17 protein-coding genes are annotated in these 17,071 nt (G+C 42.7%); 4 read left to right on the top strand and 13 right to left on the bottom strand.

What is annotated here, in order from left to right; genetic code table 11:
• The first annotated feature begins 36 nt into the window (after window positions 1-36).
• The 3 genes from QV280_RS15075 (at window position 37) to QV280_RS15065 (ending at window position 3,077) form a co-directional block, all read left to right on the top strand.
• Window positions 37-423, top strand: coding sequence for a tautomerase family protein (locus QV280_RS15075; protein WP_152822749.1), 387 nt, complete (start codon window positions 37-39; stop codon window positions 421-423).
• A 787-nt stretch (window positions 424-1,210) separates the two neighbouring features.
• The gene (locus QV280_RS15070) at window positions 1,211-2,563 is read left to right on the top strand and encodes an ISNCY family transposase (protein WP_447026284.1); all 1,353 of its coding nucleotides are present in this window, start codon (window positions 1,211-1,213) and stop codon (window positions 2,561-2,563) included.
• Window positions 2,564-2,936: 373 nt separating this feature from the next.
• Window positions 2,937-3,077, top strand: a complete 141-nt coding sequence (locus QV280_RS15065) for a hypothetical protein (protein ID WP_156916962.1) — start codon at window positions 2,937-2,939, stop codon at window positions 3,075-3,077.
• A 280-nt stretch (window positions 3,078-3,357) separates the two neighbouring features.
• Here the strand turns inward: QV280_RS15065 and QV280_RS15060 are convergent, their stop codons facing one another.
• From QV280_RS15060 to QV280_RS15025, 8 genes are all read right to left on the bottom strand, one after another.
• Complete coding sequence (locus QV280_RS15060; RefSeq protein ID WP_021713585.1) at window positions 3,358-3,513, bottom strand: YoaH family protein; 156 nt, start codon at window positions 3,511-3,513, stop codon at window positions 3,358-3,360.
• 21 nt (window positions 3,514-3,534) lie between these two features.
• The gene (locus QV280_RS15055; RefSeq protein ID WP_023403781.1) at window positions 3,535-4,416 is read right to left on the bottom strand and encodes a DUF2861 family protein; all 882 of its coding nucleotides are present in this window, start codon (window positions 4,414-4,416) and stop codon (window positions 3,535-3,537) included.
• Window positions 4,416-5,078, bottom strand: a complete 663-nt coding sequence (vxrB, locus tag QV280_RS15050; RefSeq protein WP_023403780.1) for a response regulator transcription factor VxrB — start codon at window positions 5,076-5,078, stop codon at window positions 4,416-4,418. The genes QV280_RS15055 and vxrB overlap by 1 nt, the downstream gene beginning before the upstream one ends.
• Window positions 5,053-6,507, bottom strand: coding sequence for a sensor histidine kinase VxrA (vxrA, locus tag QV280_RS15045; RefSeq protein WP_152820812.1), 1,455 nt, complete (start codon window positions 6,505-6,507; stop codon window positions 5,053-5,055). Before vxrA ends, vxrB begins: the two co-directional genes overlap by 26 nt.
• A 304-nt stretch (window positions 6,508-6,811) precedes the next feature.
• Window positions 6,812-8,191, bottom strand: a complete 1,380-nt coding sequence (gene pntB / locus QV280_RS15040; RefSeq protein WP_152820811.1) for a Re/Si-specific NAD(P)(+) transhydrogenase subunit beta — start codon at window positions 8,189-8,191, stop codon at window positions 6,812-6,814.
• 10 nt (window positions 8,192-8,201) lie between these two features.
• Window positions 8,202-9,740: a Re/Si-specific NAD(P)(+) transhydrogenase subunit alpha gene (gene pntA, locus QV280_RS15035; protein WP_152820810.1), complete on the bottom strand. Its 1,539-nt coding sequence runs from the start codon at window positions 9,738-9,740 to the stop codon at window positions 8,202-8,204.
• 173 nt (window positions 9,741-9,913) lie between these two features.
• The gene (locus tag QV280_RS15030; protein ID WP_023403776.1) at window positions 9,914-10,195 is read right to left on the bottom strand and encodes an HlyU family transcriptional regulator; all 282 of its coding nucleotides are present in this window, start codon (window positions 10,193-10,195) and stop codon (window positions 9,914-9,916) included.
• A gap of 258 nt (window positions 10,196-10,453) precedes the next feature.
• Entirely contained in the window at window positions 10,454-11,437 is a 984-nt protein-coding gene (locus QV280_RS15025) for a Solitary outer membrane autotransporter beta-barrel domain (protein WP_240432764.1), read from the bottom strand.
• Window positions 11,438-11,751: 314 nt separating this feature from the next.
• On the opposite strand from QV280_RS15025, the gene QV280_RS15020 reads away from it, so the two are divergent.
• Window positions 11,752-12,186, top strand: a complete 435-nt coding sequence (locus QV280_RS15020) for a DUF3069 domain-containing protein (protein ID WP_023403774.1) — start codon at window positions 11,752-11,754, stop codon at window positions 12,184-12,186.
• Between the two features lie 97 nt (window positions 12,187-12,283).
• On the opposite strand, the gene modC is transcribed toward QV280_RS15020, so the two are convergent.
• The 5 genes from modC to QV280_RS14995 are packed head-to-tail and all read right to left on the bottom strand — an operon-like array spanning window position 12,284 to window position 16,832.
• Window positions 12,284-13,378 carry a molybdenum ABC transporter ATP-binding protein ModC gene (gene modC / locus QV280_RS15015; RefSeq protein WP_152820809.1) on the bottom strand — a complete coding sequence of 365 codons (1,095 nt, stop codon included), beginning with the start codon at window positions 13,376-13,378 and terminating at the stop codon, window positions 12,284-12,286.
• Window positions 13,375-14,067 (bottom strand): molybdate ABC transporter permease subunit, encoded by a 693-nt coding sequence (modB, locus tag QV280_RS15010; RefSeq protein WP_023403772.1) that lies wholly within the window; start codon window positions 14,065-14,067, stop codon window positions 13,375-13,377. Before modB ends, modC begins: the two co-directional genes overlap by 4 nt.
• Before the next feature lie 57 nt (window positions 14,068-14,124).
• The gene (modA, locus tag QV280_RS15005) at window positions 14,125-14,895 is read right to left on the bottom strand and encodes a molybdate ABC transporter substrate-binding protein (protein ID WP_152820808.1); all 771 of its coding nucleotides are present in this window, start codon (window positions 14,893-14,895) and stop codon (window positions 14,125-14,127) included.
• A gap of 47 nt (window positions 14,896-14,942) precedes the next feature.
• On the bottom strand, window positions 14,943-15,596 hold the full coding sequence (locus tag QV280_RS15000) for an ATP-dependent zinc protease family protein (protein WP_023403770.1): 654 nt from the start codon (window positions 15,594-15,596) through the stop codon (window positions 14,943-14,945).
• A gap of 54 nt (window positions 15,597-15,650) precedes the next feature.
• Window positions 15,651-16,832, bottom strand: coding sequence for an amino acid aminotransferase (locus QV280_RS14995; protein ID WP_152820807.1), 1,182 nt, complete (start codon window positions 16,830-16,832; stop codon window positions 15,651-15,653).
• Window positions 16,833-17,071: the final 239 nt, after the last annotated feature.

Here is a 17,071-nt window from a genome sequence, read left to right as displayed (position 1 = left end):
ATTTTTCCATAAACATCATCAAAAATAGGTCACGCAATGATAGTAATTTACGGCATCAAAGAGCATTTAAACCCAATCAAAGCACAACTGTCAGACATCATTCAATGTGCTATGAGTAAATCTCTTAGTTTGCCCGACGATAAGCGTGCTCATCGTTTTATCCCAATGAACCAAGATGATTTCTTCTTTCCTGGCGGAAGAACAGCGGCTTACACTGTGATAGAAATCAATATGATGGAAGGCCGTCAAATTGATACCAAAAAGAATATCATCAAAACCTTATTTAATGATATCGAAAGTGAATTAGGTATTTCACCGATTGATGTAGAAATCACTATCAAAGAACAACCTGCACATTGCTGGGGATTTCGCGGCATGACCGGTGATGAAGCTCGCGATTTGCAGTATAAAGTGAAGATGTAAGTAATCTTTATATTTTCAAACACTCAGTCGTAAATAGAAGACTATTTACGACTGAGTCCTTTGTTTTGTGGTAAAAGATAACAGGAAACGCTTTTAATCCGAGTAATGTAAGCAGCCTGATAATATCTAACCGTTTATTACAAAGCTAACCTCTACCAACAATCCACCCAAATTCGCTTCATCTATCTATTGATGACTGGCGCTTAAAAGATTAAATCATTTAGATTCAGTCATCAGCGAAAATCTTGGACTATTAACTTCCAATCCAACTGGCATGCGGGTTAGAAACATTGAATGTTGTTGGGTTCTCGAATGCTTGTAATTATACGCAGCAGCAGATACAAAAGAACTAACCACGTAAAGCCTAAAGTTCATACATTGCGACAGGCTACAAGATCCTACACAAATTCAGTACTGCGATTTCAGGCCAACAAACTACTTGATAGTGATTCAAAGCTAATCCTTCTGTACGTAATCGGTCCTATCTAAATTAACACCACCATGTACGATGGTGTAAATTGAAGTTCGAATACTGACTGATTAAGACAACGCTAAGCGAGTTTTATAATGTATGCGTTGCAAAAAGGGGATAGGAACCTAGAGAAGTACAAGAAGTTGATGGTTCTAATAAACCCCATTTAACATAACATTGATAATACGCACTACAAGTGTAAGTCCAAAGTTGTAATGTCACTTTTTATCAAAGTTAAAATGTCACTATAACTGAGTCTTGAACTATCGTTTTAATCTCTGACTTAGTTTTGGAGGCTTAGGAATGTTGATAGCTATGAGTGATAATGAAATCGATCGTCTTAAAGTAATTCAAGATGTATGTGAACGCCGACTCCGCCGTATTGATGCGGCTGAACTTTTAAATCTTAGTGTTAGACAAGTTCAACGTCTGATGAATCGGCTACGCCAATATGGCGCAGCCGGTTTGTCTCATAAGTCACGAGGTAAACCCAGCAATAATAAACTCCCATCGGATTATCGAAGTTATATTTTAGATACTATTACTCAGTATTATCCTGATTTTGGTCCTTCGTTGGCTCATGAAAAATTATCTGAAATCCATAACCTCCGAGTATCTGTTGAAACTTTACGGCAATGGATGATAGCTGATGGCCTCTGGATCCCTCATTCTCAACGTAAGCCCCGAGTTTACCAACCACGTTATCGTCGAGATTGCCTTGGTGAACTAATTCAAATTGATGGCTCTCACCATGACTGGTTTGAAGGACGCAGTGATAAGTGTTGTCTTCTGGTGTTTATTGACGATGCCACTGGTCGCCTAATGAACCTTCGTTTCAGTGAAACTGAGTCTGCATTTGACTATATGCTTGCGACTCGTGAATACCTGAATGAACACGGAAAACCAGTTGCGTTCTACAGCGATAAACACTCGATATTTCGTGTAAATCAAGAAAAACATAAACGTGTTGGTGAAACGCAATATGGCCGTATTCTTAGAGAGCTTGGCATTGAGTTAATATGTGCTAATAGCTCTCAAGCTAAAGGCCGTGTTGAGCGAGCTAATTTGACGCTTCAAGATCGTTTAGTTAAGGAAATGAGACTACAAGGTATTAATACCATTGAGGAAGCTAATACATGGTTGCCCTACTTTATTGACGTCTTTAACCGCCGTTTTAGTAAGCCTGCAAACTACCCAAAAGACATGCACCGTAAGGTTCGCGAATCTTCTGAAGAACTTGATGATATCTTTAGTTGGCAAGAAACAAGAAAGCTCTCAAATGCACTGACATTCCAGTATGACAAGGTTGTTTACCTAATTGAAAACACTGAAGAAAACGCTCGATTGGTTCATGAAACAGTGAAAGTACTCGACTATCCAGATGGACATATTGCCATTTGTTATGGCTACAAAAAGCTTAACTTCAAAATCTTCGATAAGTTAGAAAATGTAAATCAAGCTCAAATAGTCGATAACAAACGTTTAGGCAATGTACTGAAGTTTGCTAAGCAAAAACAAGATGACTTTGATGAACAACAAAAACGCAGTAGAAGTAAAAAATCACCAAGACGAAAAGCCCAACAACGAGCTTTAAAAGAACAACTCAGGGCTATTAATCCAGTTCTAACCAATCCTGAGTTATTCAAATCCTCCAATACCAAAGAATAGTCAATCTTTAAAAAGTGACATTTCTAATTAGAAAAATAGAGGGACATTTTTAAATTGGATTGACATAAAATGCAAATGTTAATTTAGTACTTCCACTATAATTTAACTGTATATATAACCAGTACCGTCGGATTTTATGACTAAAGCCAACATATAACAAAAACTCGATTACGTCCGTTCCAATATCTCATAAACATAGATCTGAAACCTGCATGTCGCTTTCCAATCATTCTAAAGTTCATCTCTTCGAAAACTAATCAAATGCCTTCGCACAACACACTCTTGAGAGCAATGAAATAACTACCGTAGCCGTATCTCAAGCATGGTTTAAGGTTGCTCTTGCTTTCCACACATAACAAAGGAATTTACATACATGGCTTACACATGGATTCGATACATTGTTAGTGACAATGTCACACAAGCAGTTCTTTTACTAGGTGTTGCCAATGACCTAAATCAGGTGAATAACCCAACTCCCTTTATCTATCCGGCTGTTTTATTTCATGTCAAATAGCGTGTTTTGTGTCTTTATTACGCTCGTTCTTATCGTCATTTCGAACAACAAACCTCATACAGCATAAAATACTGACGACATAGTCATTGAAAAGCCTCGAACGAAACCGCATGTTCACTAAATACAATAAGCCATTGATAAACAACATAAATAAGATATAACTCATTATTTTGGCTCAACTTTTTTCATGCAGATTCTATGCCTTTTTCATAGATTAAGCCAATTTACACCTTTAAATATATTTAGTTATAGTGCGTCAGGAGCCTAAAAAACAAGAGCATTACTGCTCTTGGTCTTTTTTGAACTCTTTACGAATATCTTCGGCTACTTGCTTAATCGCTTGGGCGGTACTCATGCCATTAGCCATTAGTTCTTGAATGCGTTCAACCGCTTTCTGCTGCTCTTCGTGAGTCAGCGGAGGTAAATCATCAAACATAGTGTTTCCTTTGGTTCTGCCCTACTCGTCTGCGAAGTCGACAGTCTTACTGATTATACGCTTGTCCTGAAACAGGATTGGGCCTTGCCATTGTGATTGTGTCATCGAGACGCTTACAACATAACGATTTGGCGGTACTGCGTTGGCAGGTAGTCTAACAGGATAGGTAGATTCATACGACTTATTCCAAACCGTATTGTACTTGCCATCCTTATAGTCATAGACCGTAACTTTTTGCACAGGCAATGGACAGTAACGATTCAGCAATCGCTTTTTATCGACCGTCCAACTGTCTTGAGAATCCCAACGCACCACGTGCACAGGGTCAGCATCGCTCATAATTAACCAATGCGTCCAAAGTTGTTGCGCATTATCTTCTAAAACAAGCTGGTACAAACCTGATTTTAATGGCTTATTTAAACTGTACGTTGCTTCGGTATGTTGCAAGGTACGGTTATCGTCGGTGGTTTCTTGGTAGCTGCGTTGATCGATAACGTTATTCGAGATGCTCGAATCTGGCCATGCGATCAGTTTGACCGAAACCAATGGTTTATCAGTCAAAATATTCAAAGCCAGTTTGTTCGACAATCGACCAGGTCGTTGCAGTGACACTTTCTCGATAGTGATTGAGTCAATCCAACTTGGGAAGCCCTCAGCGATTAAGCTTTTGCCACAGTCTTTTTCCGTGGCTTGTTTTAGCAATGAATCCAAGTGCGACGCTAGGCTATCGGTCGATTCCTGTTGCCACACTTGTACCATGAGCTCAAACATTCCATTGAGATCATCTTCTAACAGTTTTTGATGCATTTGCGTAACGATATTATTTTCTTCAAACCACTGGGCATTCGCCGTTACTGGCGTGGCAAGCGGTAATAACAATAACGTCGCTAACAATCGCTTCATTAGCTTTTCATCTTGTAACCAACGCCACGTAAGGTTTCGATATCGATACCCGGCAGTTTTTGACGCAGTTGCAGTACGTGAGTATCAACCGTACGCGTTGTTGGGAAATGGTTATAACCCCATACGTGATCCAACAATTCGTCACGAGTGAATACACGACCAAGATTGCTAGCTAGGAACATAAGCAAATCAAACTCGGTACGAGTTAGTGAAATACTTTCATCGTGGTAATACACTTCACGCGTTGCTTTATCAATCACTAAGCTGTCTGTGGTTACTTTTGAATCATCAAATTGTGACTCACCATCAACCACGCGTAAGTTTGCGCGAATACGAGCAAATAGCTCAGCTTCTGCAAATGGTTTGGTCAGATAATCGTTTGCACCAGCATCAAGGCCAGATACTTTATCTTTTACGGTCACGAGCGCCGTTAATAGAATAACCGGCACTGGTTTGATTGCTTTCCACTCCGCAAGGTGTGAAATGGAATCACCATCGGGTAATTGTCTGTCTAAAATAACCAAATCTGCTTTTGACCATAACTCAGTCGTCGCAGCAATAGTTTCAGAATGCAGACAGGTGTAGCCAGCTTGTTCTAAGCTCACTAGCAGGCCATCGGCCAAGTTTTTATCATCTTCAACGAGTAGTAGTGTCTGTTCCACAAGGGATCTCCATCACAAATTTTGTCGGTGGGCCGATAAGTTTCATCTTGCCCCCCATTCTGCCCACCATAGATTCAACAATGGTCAAGCCTAAGCCTAAGCCAGCTTCGCTAACGAAAGGTTTGCGTACTTGCTTCCAATCTTTAGCGCTGAGTTGACCTTGGTCTTGAACCTCAATAGTGAGCGTATTATCACTTCTATGTACGTAAAGTTTTACTTTACCTACACCGTACTTAATAGCGTTGTTGACCAAGTTATCGATACACGTACCTAGCCAATAAATATTGATTTGCACTTCAATGTCTTTGTCCAGTTTCAGCTCAACGTCACCGGGATAATTTTCTACTTTATATTCGAGCCATTCTTGCATCGACGGCAGATGCTCAGTTGCTAGTGCTTGATTATCCGACTGCAGATAATCTTTACTCGCCTCAGCTAACTGACGTAACCTTCGTGAGTCTTCACACAAACGCCTAAACTCGTCATATACCGATTCCGGTAAGCGTTCAAATTCACGACGAAAGCCTTCAACCGTCATAGATAAACTGGCAATCGGCGTGCGTAACTCATGAGTTAAGATCTGTAATATTAACATGCGACTGCGCATTTCTTCGCGCTTGCTGTTCCAGCGATAGATAGACCAACCGACAATCAGGGTGACGTTCAAGAACACTAACACATAGACTAAGTTCTTGATAAGGTGGCTATTATCATGTTGCTTCCAACAAATATTACCTCGTTCGAAGAAACATTCGCTCACTTGAGAAATGGGCATAAAACTCAACTCGGCTTGGGTCGCATTTTGCTCTAGCGCTTTAATATCAAACACAAAGTAACTATCGCCCTTACGAAGCCAAAATTCTTTGTCTTGTAAGAACATAGGCGCACCCGATAATAACGAGGCAATGCCATCACTGTGCATCACTTGCAAGCGACCAAGCAAAGTGCCTGGCTCAGCTAATTTTCTCTCACTGATGTGCATGTAAGGCTCAAGCTCTTTAGCGAGCTCTGGATGCGCTTTTACATAGCGAGCCGCATACGTACCGCCCCCTGGATGAATGGGGTTTGAACGAGCAAACCATTTTAATGGCAGTTTGGTACCGCGACACATGGCTCGCGTAAACACCAATGGCTCGGTAACTACCGGGCTAAGAGGCAACTTTCCTTTGCAGTTTTGCTCCAAACGATACAGCAATTGAATATCCTTTAACGGATACTTGCTGGTTTGCGGCAACATAGAATTTGGGTCAATTAAAGCGGTAGGAAAATCCGCTTGGATGACCTGCATATCGTACACATCTTTAGCATCTTTAAAGACGAACAAACCCACCAAAGCATCTAATCTTTGGGGCAGTGTTTTCGCCATTAATACAGGGCTTACTAGCAGTAAGCTGATGAATAGAAGTAAAGTTCTCAAAGAGTACAACATGTTTTAACTGGAATTGTGTCACTATACTCCCAAACCGTCATGCGTTCCAAATCCAACGCCAATATTGACAACGAAATGACAGATCTGTGCCTTAACTATACAAAAATTGAACAGTCTTTTACAAAACGCTTTCCATACATAGATGATATGGTTGATTGATCAGTTATTTAGGTAATCAATTGAATTAGAAGTTAAATAGGCAATAAAAAATCCGATAAACAAAGTTTATCGGATTTTTAGCAAACTCAGCTTTAATACACAGCGATAAACGCGAATCTCGGCTTATGTTTTCTCATTTAGCCCATTAAAGATGCTCAATAATCTTCATGCACGACTCTTTCGCATCGCCAAACAGCATCGAAGAATTCTCTTTAAAGAACAATGGGTTTTGTACGCCCGCGTAACCTGTGTTCATTGAACGTTTGAACACCACCACGTTTTGCGCGTTCCATACTTCAAGTACAGGCATGCCTGCAATTGGGCTCGTTGGATCGTCAAGGGCGGCAGGGTTTACGGTGTCATTTGCGCCAATAACAAGCACGGTATCGGTTTCAGGGAAGTCGTCGTTGATTTCGTCCATTTCTAAAACGATATCGTACGGCACTTTTGCTTCAGCAAGCAGTACGTTCATGTGTCCTGGTAGACGACCCGCTACTGGGTGAATACCAAAGCGAACGTCAATGCCTTGCGCGCGAAGCTTTTCAGTGATTTCGTGCACTGGGTATTGCGCTTGAGCTACGGCCATGCCGTATCCCGGAGTAATGATTACTGACTTCGAGTTTTTCAGCATTTCTGCCACTTCTTCAGCGCTGGACTCTCTGTGCTCGCCCTGCTCTTCATCACCTGTAGAGACTGCAACTTCTTGACCAAAGCCACCTGCGATGACACTGATAAATGAGCGGTTCATTGCCTTACACATGATGTAGGACAGAATGGCGCCCGAAGAACCCACCAATGCACCCGTTACAATCAATAGGTCATTAGCAAGCATGAAACCTGCGGCTGCTGCGGCCCAACCAGAGTATGAGTTCAACATAGAAACCACTACTGGCATATCGGCGCCGCCAATTGACGCCACCAAGTGATAGCCAAAAGCAAACGCAATTAGCGTCATCAAGAACAGTGGCAATAAACCGCCGTCGCTACCTAAGTACCATTTCATTAGCAATGCTGAGACAACAATGGCTGCCAAGTTTAGCTTGTGCTTATGCGGTAGGTTTAAAGGTGATGACGAAATTACTCCGCGCAATTTACCAAAGGCGACGATGGAACCAGTAAAGGTCACTGCACCAATGAATACGCCGATATACACTTCAACAAGGTGAATCATATGTTCAGCGTGAGTGGCTAAAATTGGCGCGTCAATAAGACTGTTGTAACCCACTAACACTGCGGCCATACCCACAAAACTGTGTAGGATTGCCACCAATTCTGGCATTTCGGTCATTTCTACTTTGCGAGCAAAGTGAATACCAATACCACCACCGATCACCATGGCTAACAGAATCCATGCGATGCCGCTAGAGTGTGGACCAAAGATCGTCGCAAGTAAGGCAATCGCCATACCTGCAATACCATAGTAATTACCTGCACGTGCACTTTCCTGTTTAGAAAGGCCCGCCAGACTCATGATAAAAAAGACAGCAGCAATAATATATGCGGCTTGAACTAATCCTGCAGACATTCGTTACTCCTTAGTCTTTACGGAACATTTCTAGCATACGCTTAGTGACCGTAAAGCCACCGAAGATATTGATACTAGCAATTAATACAGCGATAAATGCAAGGAAGGTCACGACGCCATTCCCTTGCCCAACTTGGAGTAATGCGCCGACGATGATAATGCCTGAAATGGCATTCGTTACCGACATAAGTGGCGTGTGCAATGCGTGTGTTACGTTCCAAACGACGTAGTAGCCGACAATACATGCCAGAACAAATACGGTGAAATGCGCTAAAAACGCCGCTGGAGCTACAGATGCAACCCAAGCAAATGCGCCAACACCTACCGCCAGTCCAATCAGTTTTTTCACAGGAGACGTAGGCTCTTCAACTTTAGGTTCTGCTTTAGCTGGCGTAGCTTTAGGAGCGGCTTGAGGCTGAGCTGAAACTTGAATTGGTGGCGCAGGCCAAGTAACTTCGCCTTCTTTAACTACAGTAACGCCACGCAGTACAACATCTTCAAAATCGATATTGATGGTGCCGTCTTTCTCTTTGCAAAGCAGTTTTAGAAGATTAACCAGGTTGGTGCCGTAAAGCTGTGAAGATTGAGTTGGCAGGCGACCTACCATGTCGGTATAACCAATGACTTTTACTCCATTGGCGGTAGTCACCACTTTATCGGCTTCTGTGTAAGCACAGTTACCGCCGTTTGCCGCGGCAAGATCGACAATCACGCTACCCGCTTTCATGCTATCAACCATTTCTTTGGTGATAAGCTTAGGCGCAGGGCGACCAGGAATAAGTGCGGTTGTGACTATGATATCAACGTCTTTCGCTTGAGCGGCATACAGCTCTTCAGCTTTTTTGTTGAACTCATCTGACATTTCTTTCGCGTAACCATCACCGGCGCCGGTATCTTCTTGGAAGTCCACTTCCAAGAACTCTGCGCCCATTGATTCCACTTGTTCTTTTACTTCAGGACGAACGTCAAACGAGCGTACGATTGCGCCAAGACTGCCTGCAGCGCCAATCGCCGCAAGACCGGCAACACCTGCGCCTGCAACCAAAACTTTGGCAGGCGGCACTTTACCAGCAGCGGTAATTTGCCCGGTGAAGAAACGACCAAACTCATGCGCCGCTTCTACCACAGCGCGGTAGCCTGCGATATTTGCCATTGAACTCAATGCATCTAGTGCTTGCGCACGTGAGATACGCGGCACTGAATCCATCGCCATTACATTAATGTTTTTGCTGGAAAGCTTTTCCATCAACTCTGGGTTCTGTGCTGGCCAAATGAAGCTGACTAAGCTTGCTCCATCTTTTAACAGTTCAATCTCTTCATCTGATGGTGCGTTGACCTTCAAAATCAGATCAGCATTCCATACCGTACTGTGGTCAACAATGGTTGCCCCAGACGCTGCAAACGCTTGATTATCAAAACTGGCTAACGCGCCCGCTTCCTCTTCTATTGAGACTTCAAATCCCAATTTTATAAGCTGCTCCACCGTTTTAGGTGTGGCGGCTACTCGTGTTTCACCCGCGAGACTTTCTCTAGGTACACCAATCTGCATAGCTATTCCCTACTATTGGCACAAATTAAAAATACAAAATAAAAAATCTTGGCTCGACTGCCTTGTCATTTGGCAGAAACGTTACCAAGCAATCACAAAAAGTTATCATCATTGTTTACTATAAAACAACACATCATTGTCTTATAAGGCACTGATCAGACTAGATGGAGTGATCATTTATCAAAGATTGACTGACCCATTTGATCAATAAACATCTGGGCTTTCTTAATCATTAATTCATTTGCGTCTGCTTTGCTACCGAGAACATCCGAACGAATAAAGCGATGAGTTTTTACTGAATCGCCTTCACCACTAGTAATGCGGCCCGCAATCCTAAACAAACCCCCTTCGGCAATTGGCTCTGCATAAATTAAAAACGTCTTATATTCTACTGGTTCGACTATTTCTTGCTTTTGAGTATCTGATGAACCAAAAAGACGACTAAACCAACCCATAAACTCTCCAAAACTCTTAGATTTACTGCTACTAAATCTATGTTAAACAGAGTTTAAAGGCGAGCACTATTCGTAGAAATTGTCGTTATGCATCACAAGCTTATGCGATTAAAAATCTTGATCAGTTAAATTTAAGAGGAGAAACACAAAATGAAAAAATAGTGAAGTGAACAAACGCCACAAACAGTGGCCTCGTTGTCATGCTAATAATCGGCTCTAAAACATTAATCTGGGTATTAATGTTCGTTAATCTGGGTATTAATGTTCGTTAATAAGGAAGACCAAGGTGCCCCCTTTCAAGCTACTTCCGTAGTTAATATTTAGCCCTAAACCTATATTATCAATATAGTCTTTTAAAAATGGCACTGACATTACCCAGCCCGCACTCCATTCGTAATAATTGGTTGTGCCCATAGGATCTTCAAGATCGCCACCCACATCAATGCGACGCAAACTGGTAAAGACTGTCTGGCCATAGCCACCTAAATGACCAATGTCGTAAAAGCCTTTAATACCATTGATCCAATACCAACCACCTGGGTTCCCAACATTCCCTTCGTTTGCTTCACCCCAGCCCACGCCGTAGAAGAACTTCAGTTCGGTAAACGTTTCCCAATGTCCCCAATCTTGTGGTTTAGTGTAATGCAGCTCGATATTCGGTTTAACGGTAAATGCCCACGCATCGGTATTAAATGCCCGTCCATCTAGCTGCTCTCGGAAGAAGCTACTAAATGAATTTCGGTACGTATAATCATTGCGGTAGTACATTAAGTTAGTGCCAATACCGGTATTTAAGGTTAAATGATCGGTAAAGGCATAACCTGCGCCATATTTGGTGGCAAACGTATAATTTTGTTCTTTGCTCGTGTCTTGTGGTTCTAGAGGATCATCACCATAGGAGATATTACGCTTGGTTTCTAAATACGAGCCAACAAAGGTCAAATCTTGGGTAATACTGGTGCCATCGGACAACGGCACTGCGGGTAGATCTAAAGTATAAGGAATGGTGTAAATAGTGATCTGTTTACGCAGTTCTAGTGATTCTTCACTGCCAATATTATCGTTATTGTCTGTTAGAAAACTATTCGGGTCGAAATCTTGAAAACCAAATGAAATCGCTTCACTATCACTGAGCAGAACCGCAGTAGCAAAGTTTTGCTCCAGTATTTTACGTAATACTTCATCTGCGTGTGCCGACGCTGTCAATAACAGCGCCATCAGGCATAGTAAACAACGATTCAAACTTACCCCGTAAAAATGCATAACAATCCATTGCAGTAAACAATAGCCAGTTTAATCTTTGCTTTCACTAACTATTTTAAGGTTTTAAGTTGTTTTAAATTCTAATTGACTAATATTTGATCTTAGAAAATGAAAGAGTGCGCATACCAAACGACAGCATAAGGTTTTTTTTCACACAAAATGTCGCTAATTCCACCAGCAAAATCTCTTGCCTCTTTATTTATTATAGATTCATCACCCAATAGAGCCGAATAGTTTGACATTTCTCAGTAACTTTTTACGATGAAAATACCATTACAACTAGGTATGTACTTATGTCAGAAATAATTGAAGATCAAACCATCGATCTAAGTGAAGTTTCAGCGGAATTACGCCAGGTTATCGAATTCGATGAAGTGCCTGAGCAAATGTTCCAAATGGTTGTTTCCATACATGAGGCCGGTGAAGAAGAAGTGCGTAAAGCGTGGAATGAACTTCCTGCCAGTGCGCAAAACGTTGTCGATAACTTTGAACAATTCCATGCGCTCACTTCGGTAAGCCAATCTTTTGCAGGTGTGGGGCTATTAGAAGAATTCCCTACCCTGAACATTCCGGAAAACATGACCGAAGAAGAGACCAATAACTATAAAGCGCAGTTGCTCGATCAAGTGCTATTTAACTGCATTAAAGATATGGTTAAACAGATGAAAAAAGCGCGTCGAGATCCTATCTTGAAGCGTGACTTTAACAACGTATTTCTAAAAAATTAGACATCTATTTAGCCCTAGTGAGTTTGACGCTGCTAGGGCTTGTTAGCCACATTCAATCATTTCTTAACACATTAATCGTCTAACTAATCTTTAGTGCTTAATACGATGCCAAGTTTTGCTGGGTAAAGCTTACCCCTTTGATTTGTGCGTACACTTTTAGCCCAAGGGTTAAGTTCAATTCTTCGGTAGCCCAGTGAGTTAGAGTAGATTTCAGTAGTAATTGATCATCTAACTTTAAGGTAATCAAATTTGAGTGCGCGTTAATAGCACTGATATCCACAATCGACACAGGTATCCGATTTCGAATAGAGCTATCACTATTTTGTGACAGCGTCACGGACACATCCTGCGCATTGATTCTAATACGCATACACTGACCCACTTTATCGGCCAATCCTTGGTCTGGTACCCATAAATTATGATCCGCTACTTTCATTCTACGCATTGCATAACGTTCGTGGCGCTCAGCAACCTTTGCGTTAAGCAAAGTGCTGTGCCTTTCTCCTTCTTGCCACAAGGCAAGAGTGCCGCTATTCCATACCGTTTCGACGTTCCCAAAATCCACCACTTTGCCTGACTCAAGCACCAACAAGTGATCGGCTAAATGCATCACCTCTTCTAGGCTATGCGTCACATACACAATGGGGATTTCTATCTTCGATGAAAGCTGATTAAGGTATTGAATCACCTCTCTTTTACGCGGAATATCCAAACTAGCAAGCGGCTCATCCATTAACAATAATTGCGGATCGCTCAGCAAGGCGCGCGCTATCGCCACTCGTTGCTTTTCGCCGCCACTTAAGGTGTTTGGCTTAGCTTGCAATAGATGATCAATCCCTAATAATGCCGTGAGCTCCGCAAGGCGAACATCAGCGCCATGCTTGGCCGCGCCAAATAACAGATTGTCTTTGATAGAAAGATGAGGAAACAAACGCGCATCTTGAAAAACCACCGCCACTTTACGCTTCCACACCGGAATATGGGTGTTATGTTGTGTATCTAGCATGGTTAACTGGTTTAATTTTACATGCCCTGATTGAGGCGTTAATAAACCTGACAGTACATTCAGCAGGGTTGATTTACCGCTTCCTGAGCGCCCAAACACCGCAGTGACGCCCTTTGCTGGCAGTTCACCTTGGATATCAAAATGTTGACTATCAAATTGATGGGTAAATGAGAATTGTAAGGTCATTTAATTAACCCCAATTTTTGTTGAGAGCGACGCGACAGCCATTCGCTAAAAAATAACGACAGTAAGGCAATGATAATGGCTATGATGCACAAGCGCATGGCTTGAAATTCCGCGCCGGGAGTTTCCAAAAAGCTGAACATTGCCAAAGGAATCGTTTGTGTTTCACCGGGGATATTTGAAACAAAAGTAATGGTCGCGCCAAACTCGCCAAGACTGCGAGCAAACGCCAAAACCAAGCCCGATATTACCCCTGGCATAATCAAGGGTAAGGTAATGCGTCGAAACACAGTGATAGGGTTTGCGCCAAGCGTCATAGCCGCCTGTTCTAGTTTGCTGTCCACCGACAAAATGCTCAGCCGTATCGAGCGTACCATGAGAGGCAGAGCGACTACCGCCGAGGCAAGGGCAGCACCCTTCCAGCTAAATGAGAAATCGATACCCAGATAGGTATTTAACCATTGGCCCACTGCGCCTTGCTTACCAAACACAATAAGCAATACATAGCCGATGACCACTGGGGGCAAGACTAGCGGCAAATGTATCAGGCCATCAAGTAGGCTTTTGCCATAAAAATCTTTCTTGGCTAATAACCATGCTAACGCTATACCCACAGGCAAGATCGAAATACTGGCCACAAGCGCCACTTTCAAACTAAGAATAAGAGCAATGGATTCGATCTCGGTAAGCATGAGGGTCCTCTAATTCAATACTTGTAGCGTGCTTATCGGTTGTAGAGCTTCATATAACTAGTGAGTCGCCGCCACTATTTTTGGTGCTGGACTAAAGCCTAGCTCACTCAATACATCTTGCATTGGCTGCGCTTGCATCATCGTATATACCTGACTTGCGTTTGGTTTGTCTGTCAGCAATAACATCGGATATTGAATAGGTGCGTAATGTTTCGCCGGTATGTGAGCCAGAACCTTAACCATCTTCGATTGTTTGGCATCAGTGGCATACACAATGCCAACAGGCACTTGCTTGCGCTCAACCATTGCCAATACCGCACGAGTATTTTTCATCGGTGCGGTCTTCTTCGACAATGACGACCACACGCCAAGCGATACTAAAGCTTGTTTAGCGTATATACCCACTGGCACCGTATTGGTTTCGCCAATGGCTATCCTACCGTTTCCTATTAACGCCTGCCAAACCATACTGTCTGAAAGTGTCGGAACACGCGGTAAATCATCACCACTGATCACCACCAGCTCGTTCCCCGCAATCACATGCGCAGGTTGAACGCCTTTATTTTGCTGCTGCTCTAAATAATTCATCCACTGCGTATTCGCCGAAATAAAAATATCCGCAGGTGCGCCATTGGCAATTTGTCTCGCCAATGAAGATGATGAGCCAAATACACCTTTTACTTCGATATTGTGCTTAGCGGCGATTTGCGCCAGATTTTGCACCACTTGCGTCATAGACGATGCAGCGTAGACATAAACAGTTTGTGAAGAGTTGGCAAATGTATTGCAAGAAAGGGTCAGTAACAGAAGAGTGAGAAAACGGTACATAATGTGCTTATTGTAAAGGTGCCCATTTTAGGGCACCGAATCATGAGTTATTTGCTCGCTTTAGGCTGCACATATCGTCGACTTACATCGACAATGGCAACATCTCGAACAAAACTTCGGCCAAGTAATACAGGGAAATCAAGATGAGAACGATCCACTAAAGTAAACTCTGTTTTTTCTTTCAGATCTGAGATTTGTATCCATACAGCAACCACAGGACGTTTGTCAGTATCCTCGGTGCTCGATTGTTTTATTTTGGCAAAACGAACAACAGGCAAGCTAATTTCTTTGCCGATTTTGCCATTGTGTGACGGTTTAAACTTAACCCATTGCTCACCGTCACGTTCAAACTGTTTTATCTCGACAGCAGACAATGAAGAAGTCGTCGCACCTGAATCTATGCGCGCCTTAACGGTCGCTTTAAATTCAGGAAAGTAAATCCATTCTCTTTCACCAAGAATCAACTTACCATCGGCTGTTTTAGTCGGTAAAGGAGCAGGCTTTACCTCCTTCTCTACCATTTCAGCTTTGGGTTCTTCTTTTTCTACGACTTCTTCAATCGCTTCTTCAGGCTCTTGTTCCATAACCGGCTGCTCAAACTTCACCTCTTGTTGCTCTTCCTGAGCAGGTGGCGCTGTTGTTGAACATGCAGCCATAGAGCCTGCTGCTAATGCGATACTTAAAATTTTCCAATGTTTCATCCTATCCACCTGTACAATTTTAGTTTGTTATATTTTTAGTTGCTCAGTCGCGCATTAACGCACCGCCGCAATTGAAGATGCGACATACGCTAAATCTTTTTCTCTTAAGCCGGCAATGTTAATACGTCCATCATTAACACCATACACGCCAAATTCTTCACGCAATCGAACCATTTGCGAAGCCGTGAAACCTAAAACGCTAAACATGCCTTTGTGCTGCTGTATAAAGTCAAAGTCGTGCGAACCTGTGCGCTCTACAAGCTCTGAACACAAGTTGGCGCGCAAGTTGACCAAGCGCAGGCGCATTTGCTCTAGCTCTTGTTGCCATGCCGCTTTTAACTCATTGTCTAACAACACAGTTTTAACTATAGACGCACCATGAGCAGGAGGCATAGTATAAGTTGTTCTGGCCATCTGTAATAATTTGCCGCGCGCATTTGTGGCATGTGTTGCTTGATCCGCCACAATAATTGCACTACCGGTTCTTTCTCGGTACAAACCGAAGTTTTTAGAGCAAGAACTGGTTACAAGTAGCTCAGGTAAATTGCTCGCCATATGCTGTACGCCAAACGCATCTTGCACTAATCCATCACCAAAGCCTTGATAAGCAATGTCGATAAATGGCAAGAAGCCGTTTCTTTGCGCTAATTCAGTCACGCTCTTCCACGCCTCAGGCGTTAAATCTGCGCCCGTTGGGTTATGACAACAGCCATGCAAAAGAACCACATCTTTTGCTTTTACTTTTGCCAAGTCTTCCAGCAGTGCTGATGTGTCAACTTGCTTAGTCGCCACATCAAAATAGCGATAATGCTTAACTTTTAGACCCGCTGCTTCCATCACTGGTTGATGGTTTACATAGCTTGGATTACTCAGCCAAACCGTGGCGCCCGGGTTACTAAAGGCTATCAATTCAGCCAACATGCGTAGACCGCCACTTGCGCCCGGAGTTTGAATTGAGCTAGCACGAGAAGCCACCGTAGCATCAGGTAATACAAGGTTTAATGCCGCAGCATTAAACTCTTCGTCCCCTGCCATACCCACGTATGCCTTAGTCGTTTGCTGTTCAAGCACTCGCGTTTGAGCGGTAAGTACCGATTGCATGACTGGAGTGACACCGTCACTGTTTTTATAGACGCCAATACCAAGATCAACTTTATTATCACGTTGGTCTAAACGGTAAGCTTGAGAAAGAGACAGGATAGGATCCTGTTTAGGTGCTGTTAAGTTGGAGAACATGAAAGTCACAACCCTTTGAAATTCATTTGGATAGTGTCACGTTATCATTTGCGCGGATAAATCGAAACCGTTAATCGGGGTTAAACTGGCTTGCTGGGGAAATTTATTGGGATTGAGGTGATTGGAAAGTGTTGATGCTTGGCTCATTTGTGCTGTTGGAGTCTGTTTACGTAACAAGTGAAAGACAGCTGATTTACTCCCTTTCATTGCCTTGCTATATTTTTATTCCTTGATTCACT

The sequence above is a fragment of the Vibrio sp. B1Z05 genome, assembly GCF_052955985.1.
The sequence above is the reverse complement of the archived record's forward strand: the minus strand, read 5'-3'. Positions and strand labels throughout refer to the sequence as shown.

Excerpts from the sequence above, each read along its gene's own strand:
- modB (WP_023403772.1), bottom strand. The coding sequence starts at position 14,067 with ATGCTTACCGAGATCGAATCCATTGCTCTTATTCTTAGTTTGAAAGTG.
- QV280_RS15060 (WP_021713585.1), bottom strand. The coding sequence starts at position 3,513 with ATGTTTGATGATTTACCTCCGCTGACTCACGAAGAGCAGCAGAAAGCG.
- QV280_RS15055 (WP_023403781.1), bottom strand. The coding sequence starts at position 4,416 with ATGAAGCGATTGTTAGCGACGTTATTGTTATTACCGCTTGCCACGCCA.
- QV280_RS15070 (WP_447026284.1), top strand. The coding sequence starts at position 1,211 with ATGAGTGATAATGAAATCGATCGTCTTAAAGTAATTCAAGATGTATGT.
- pntA (WP_152820810.1), bottom strand. The coding sequence starts at position 9,740 with ATGCAGATTGGTGTACCTAGAGAAAGTCTCGCGGGTGAAACACGAGTA.
- modA (WP_152820808.1), bottom strand. The coding sequence starts at position 14,895 with ATGTACCGTTTTCTCACTCTTCTGTTACTGACCCTTTCTTGCAATACA.
- QV280_RS15020 (WP_023403774.1), top strand. The coding sequence starts at position 11,752 with ATGTCAGAAATAATTGAAGATCAAACCATCGATCTAAGTGAAGTTTCA.
- QV280_RS15075 (WP_152822749.1), top strand. The coding sequence starts at position 37 with ATGATAGTAATTTACGGCATCAAAGAGCATTTAAACCCAATCAAAGCA.
- vxrA (WP_152820812.1), bottom strand. The coding sequence starts at position 6,507 with ATGTTGTACTCTTTGAGAACTTTACTTCTATTCATCAGCTTACTGCTA.
- QV280_RS15030 (WP_023403776.1), bottom strand. The coding sequence starts at position 10,195 with ATGGGTTGGTTTAGTCGTCTTTTTGGTTCATCAGATACTCAAAAGCAA.
- QV280_RS15000 (WP_023403770.1), bottom strand. The coding sequence starts at position 15,596 with ATGAAACATTGGAAAATTTTAAGTATCGCATTAGCAGCAGGCTCTATG.
- pntB (WP_152820811.1), bottom strand. The coding sequence starts at position 8,191 with ATGTCTGCAGGATTAGTTCAAGCCGCATATATTATTGCTGCTGTCTTT.
- QV280_RS15065 (WP_156916962.1), top strand. The coding sequence starts at position 2,937 with ATGGCTTACACATGGATTCGATACATTGTTAGTGACAATGTCACACAA.
- QV280_RS14995 (WP_152820807.1), bottom strand. The coding sequence starts at position 16,832 with ATGTTCTCCAACTTAACAGCACCTAAACAGGATCCTATCCTGTCTCTT.
- modC (WP_152820809.1), bottom strand. The coding sequence starts at position 13,378 with ATGACCTTACAATTCTCATTTACCCATCAATTTGATAGTCAACATTTT.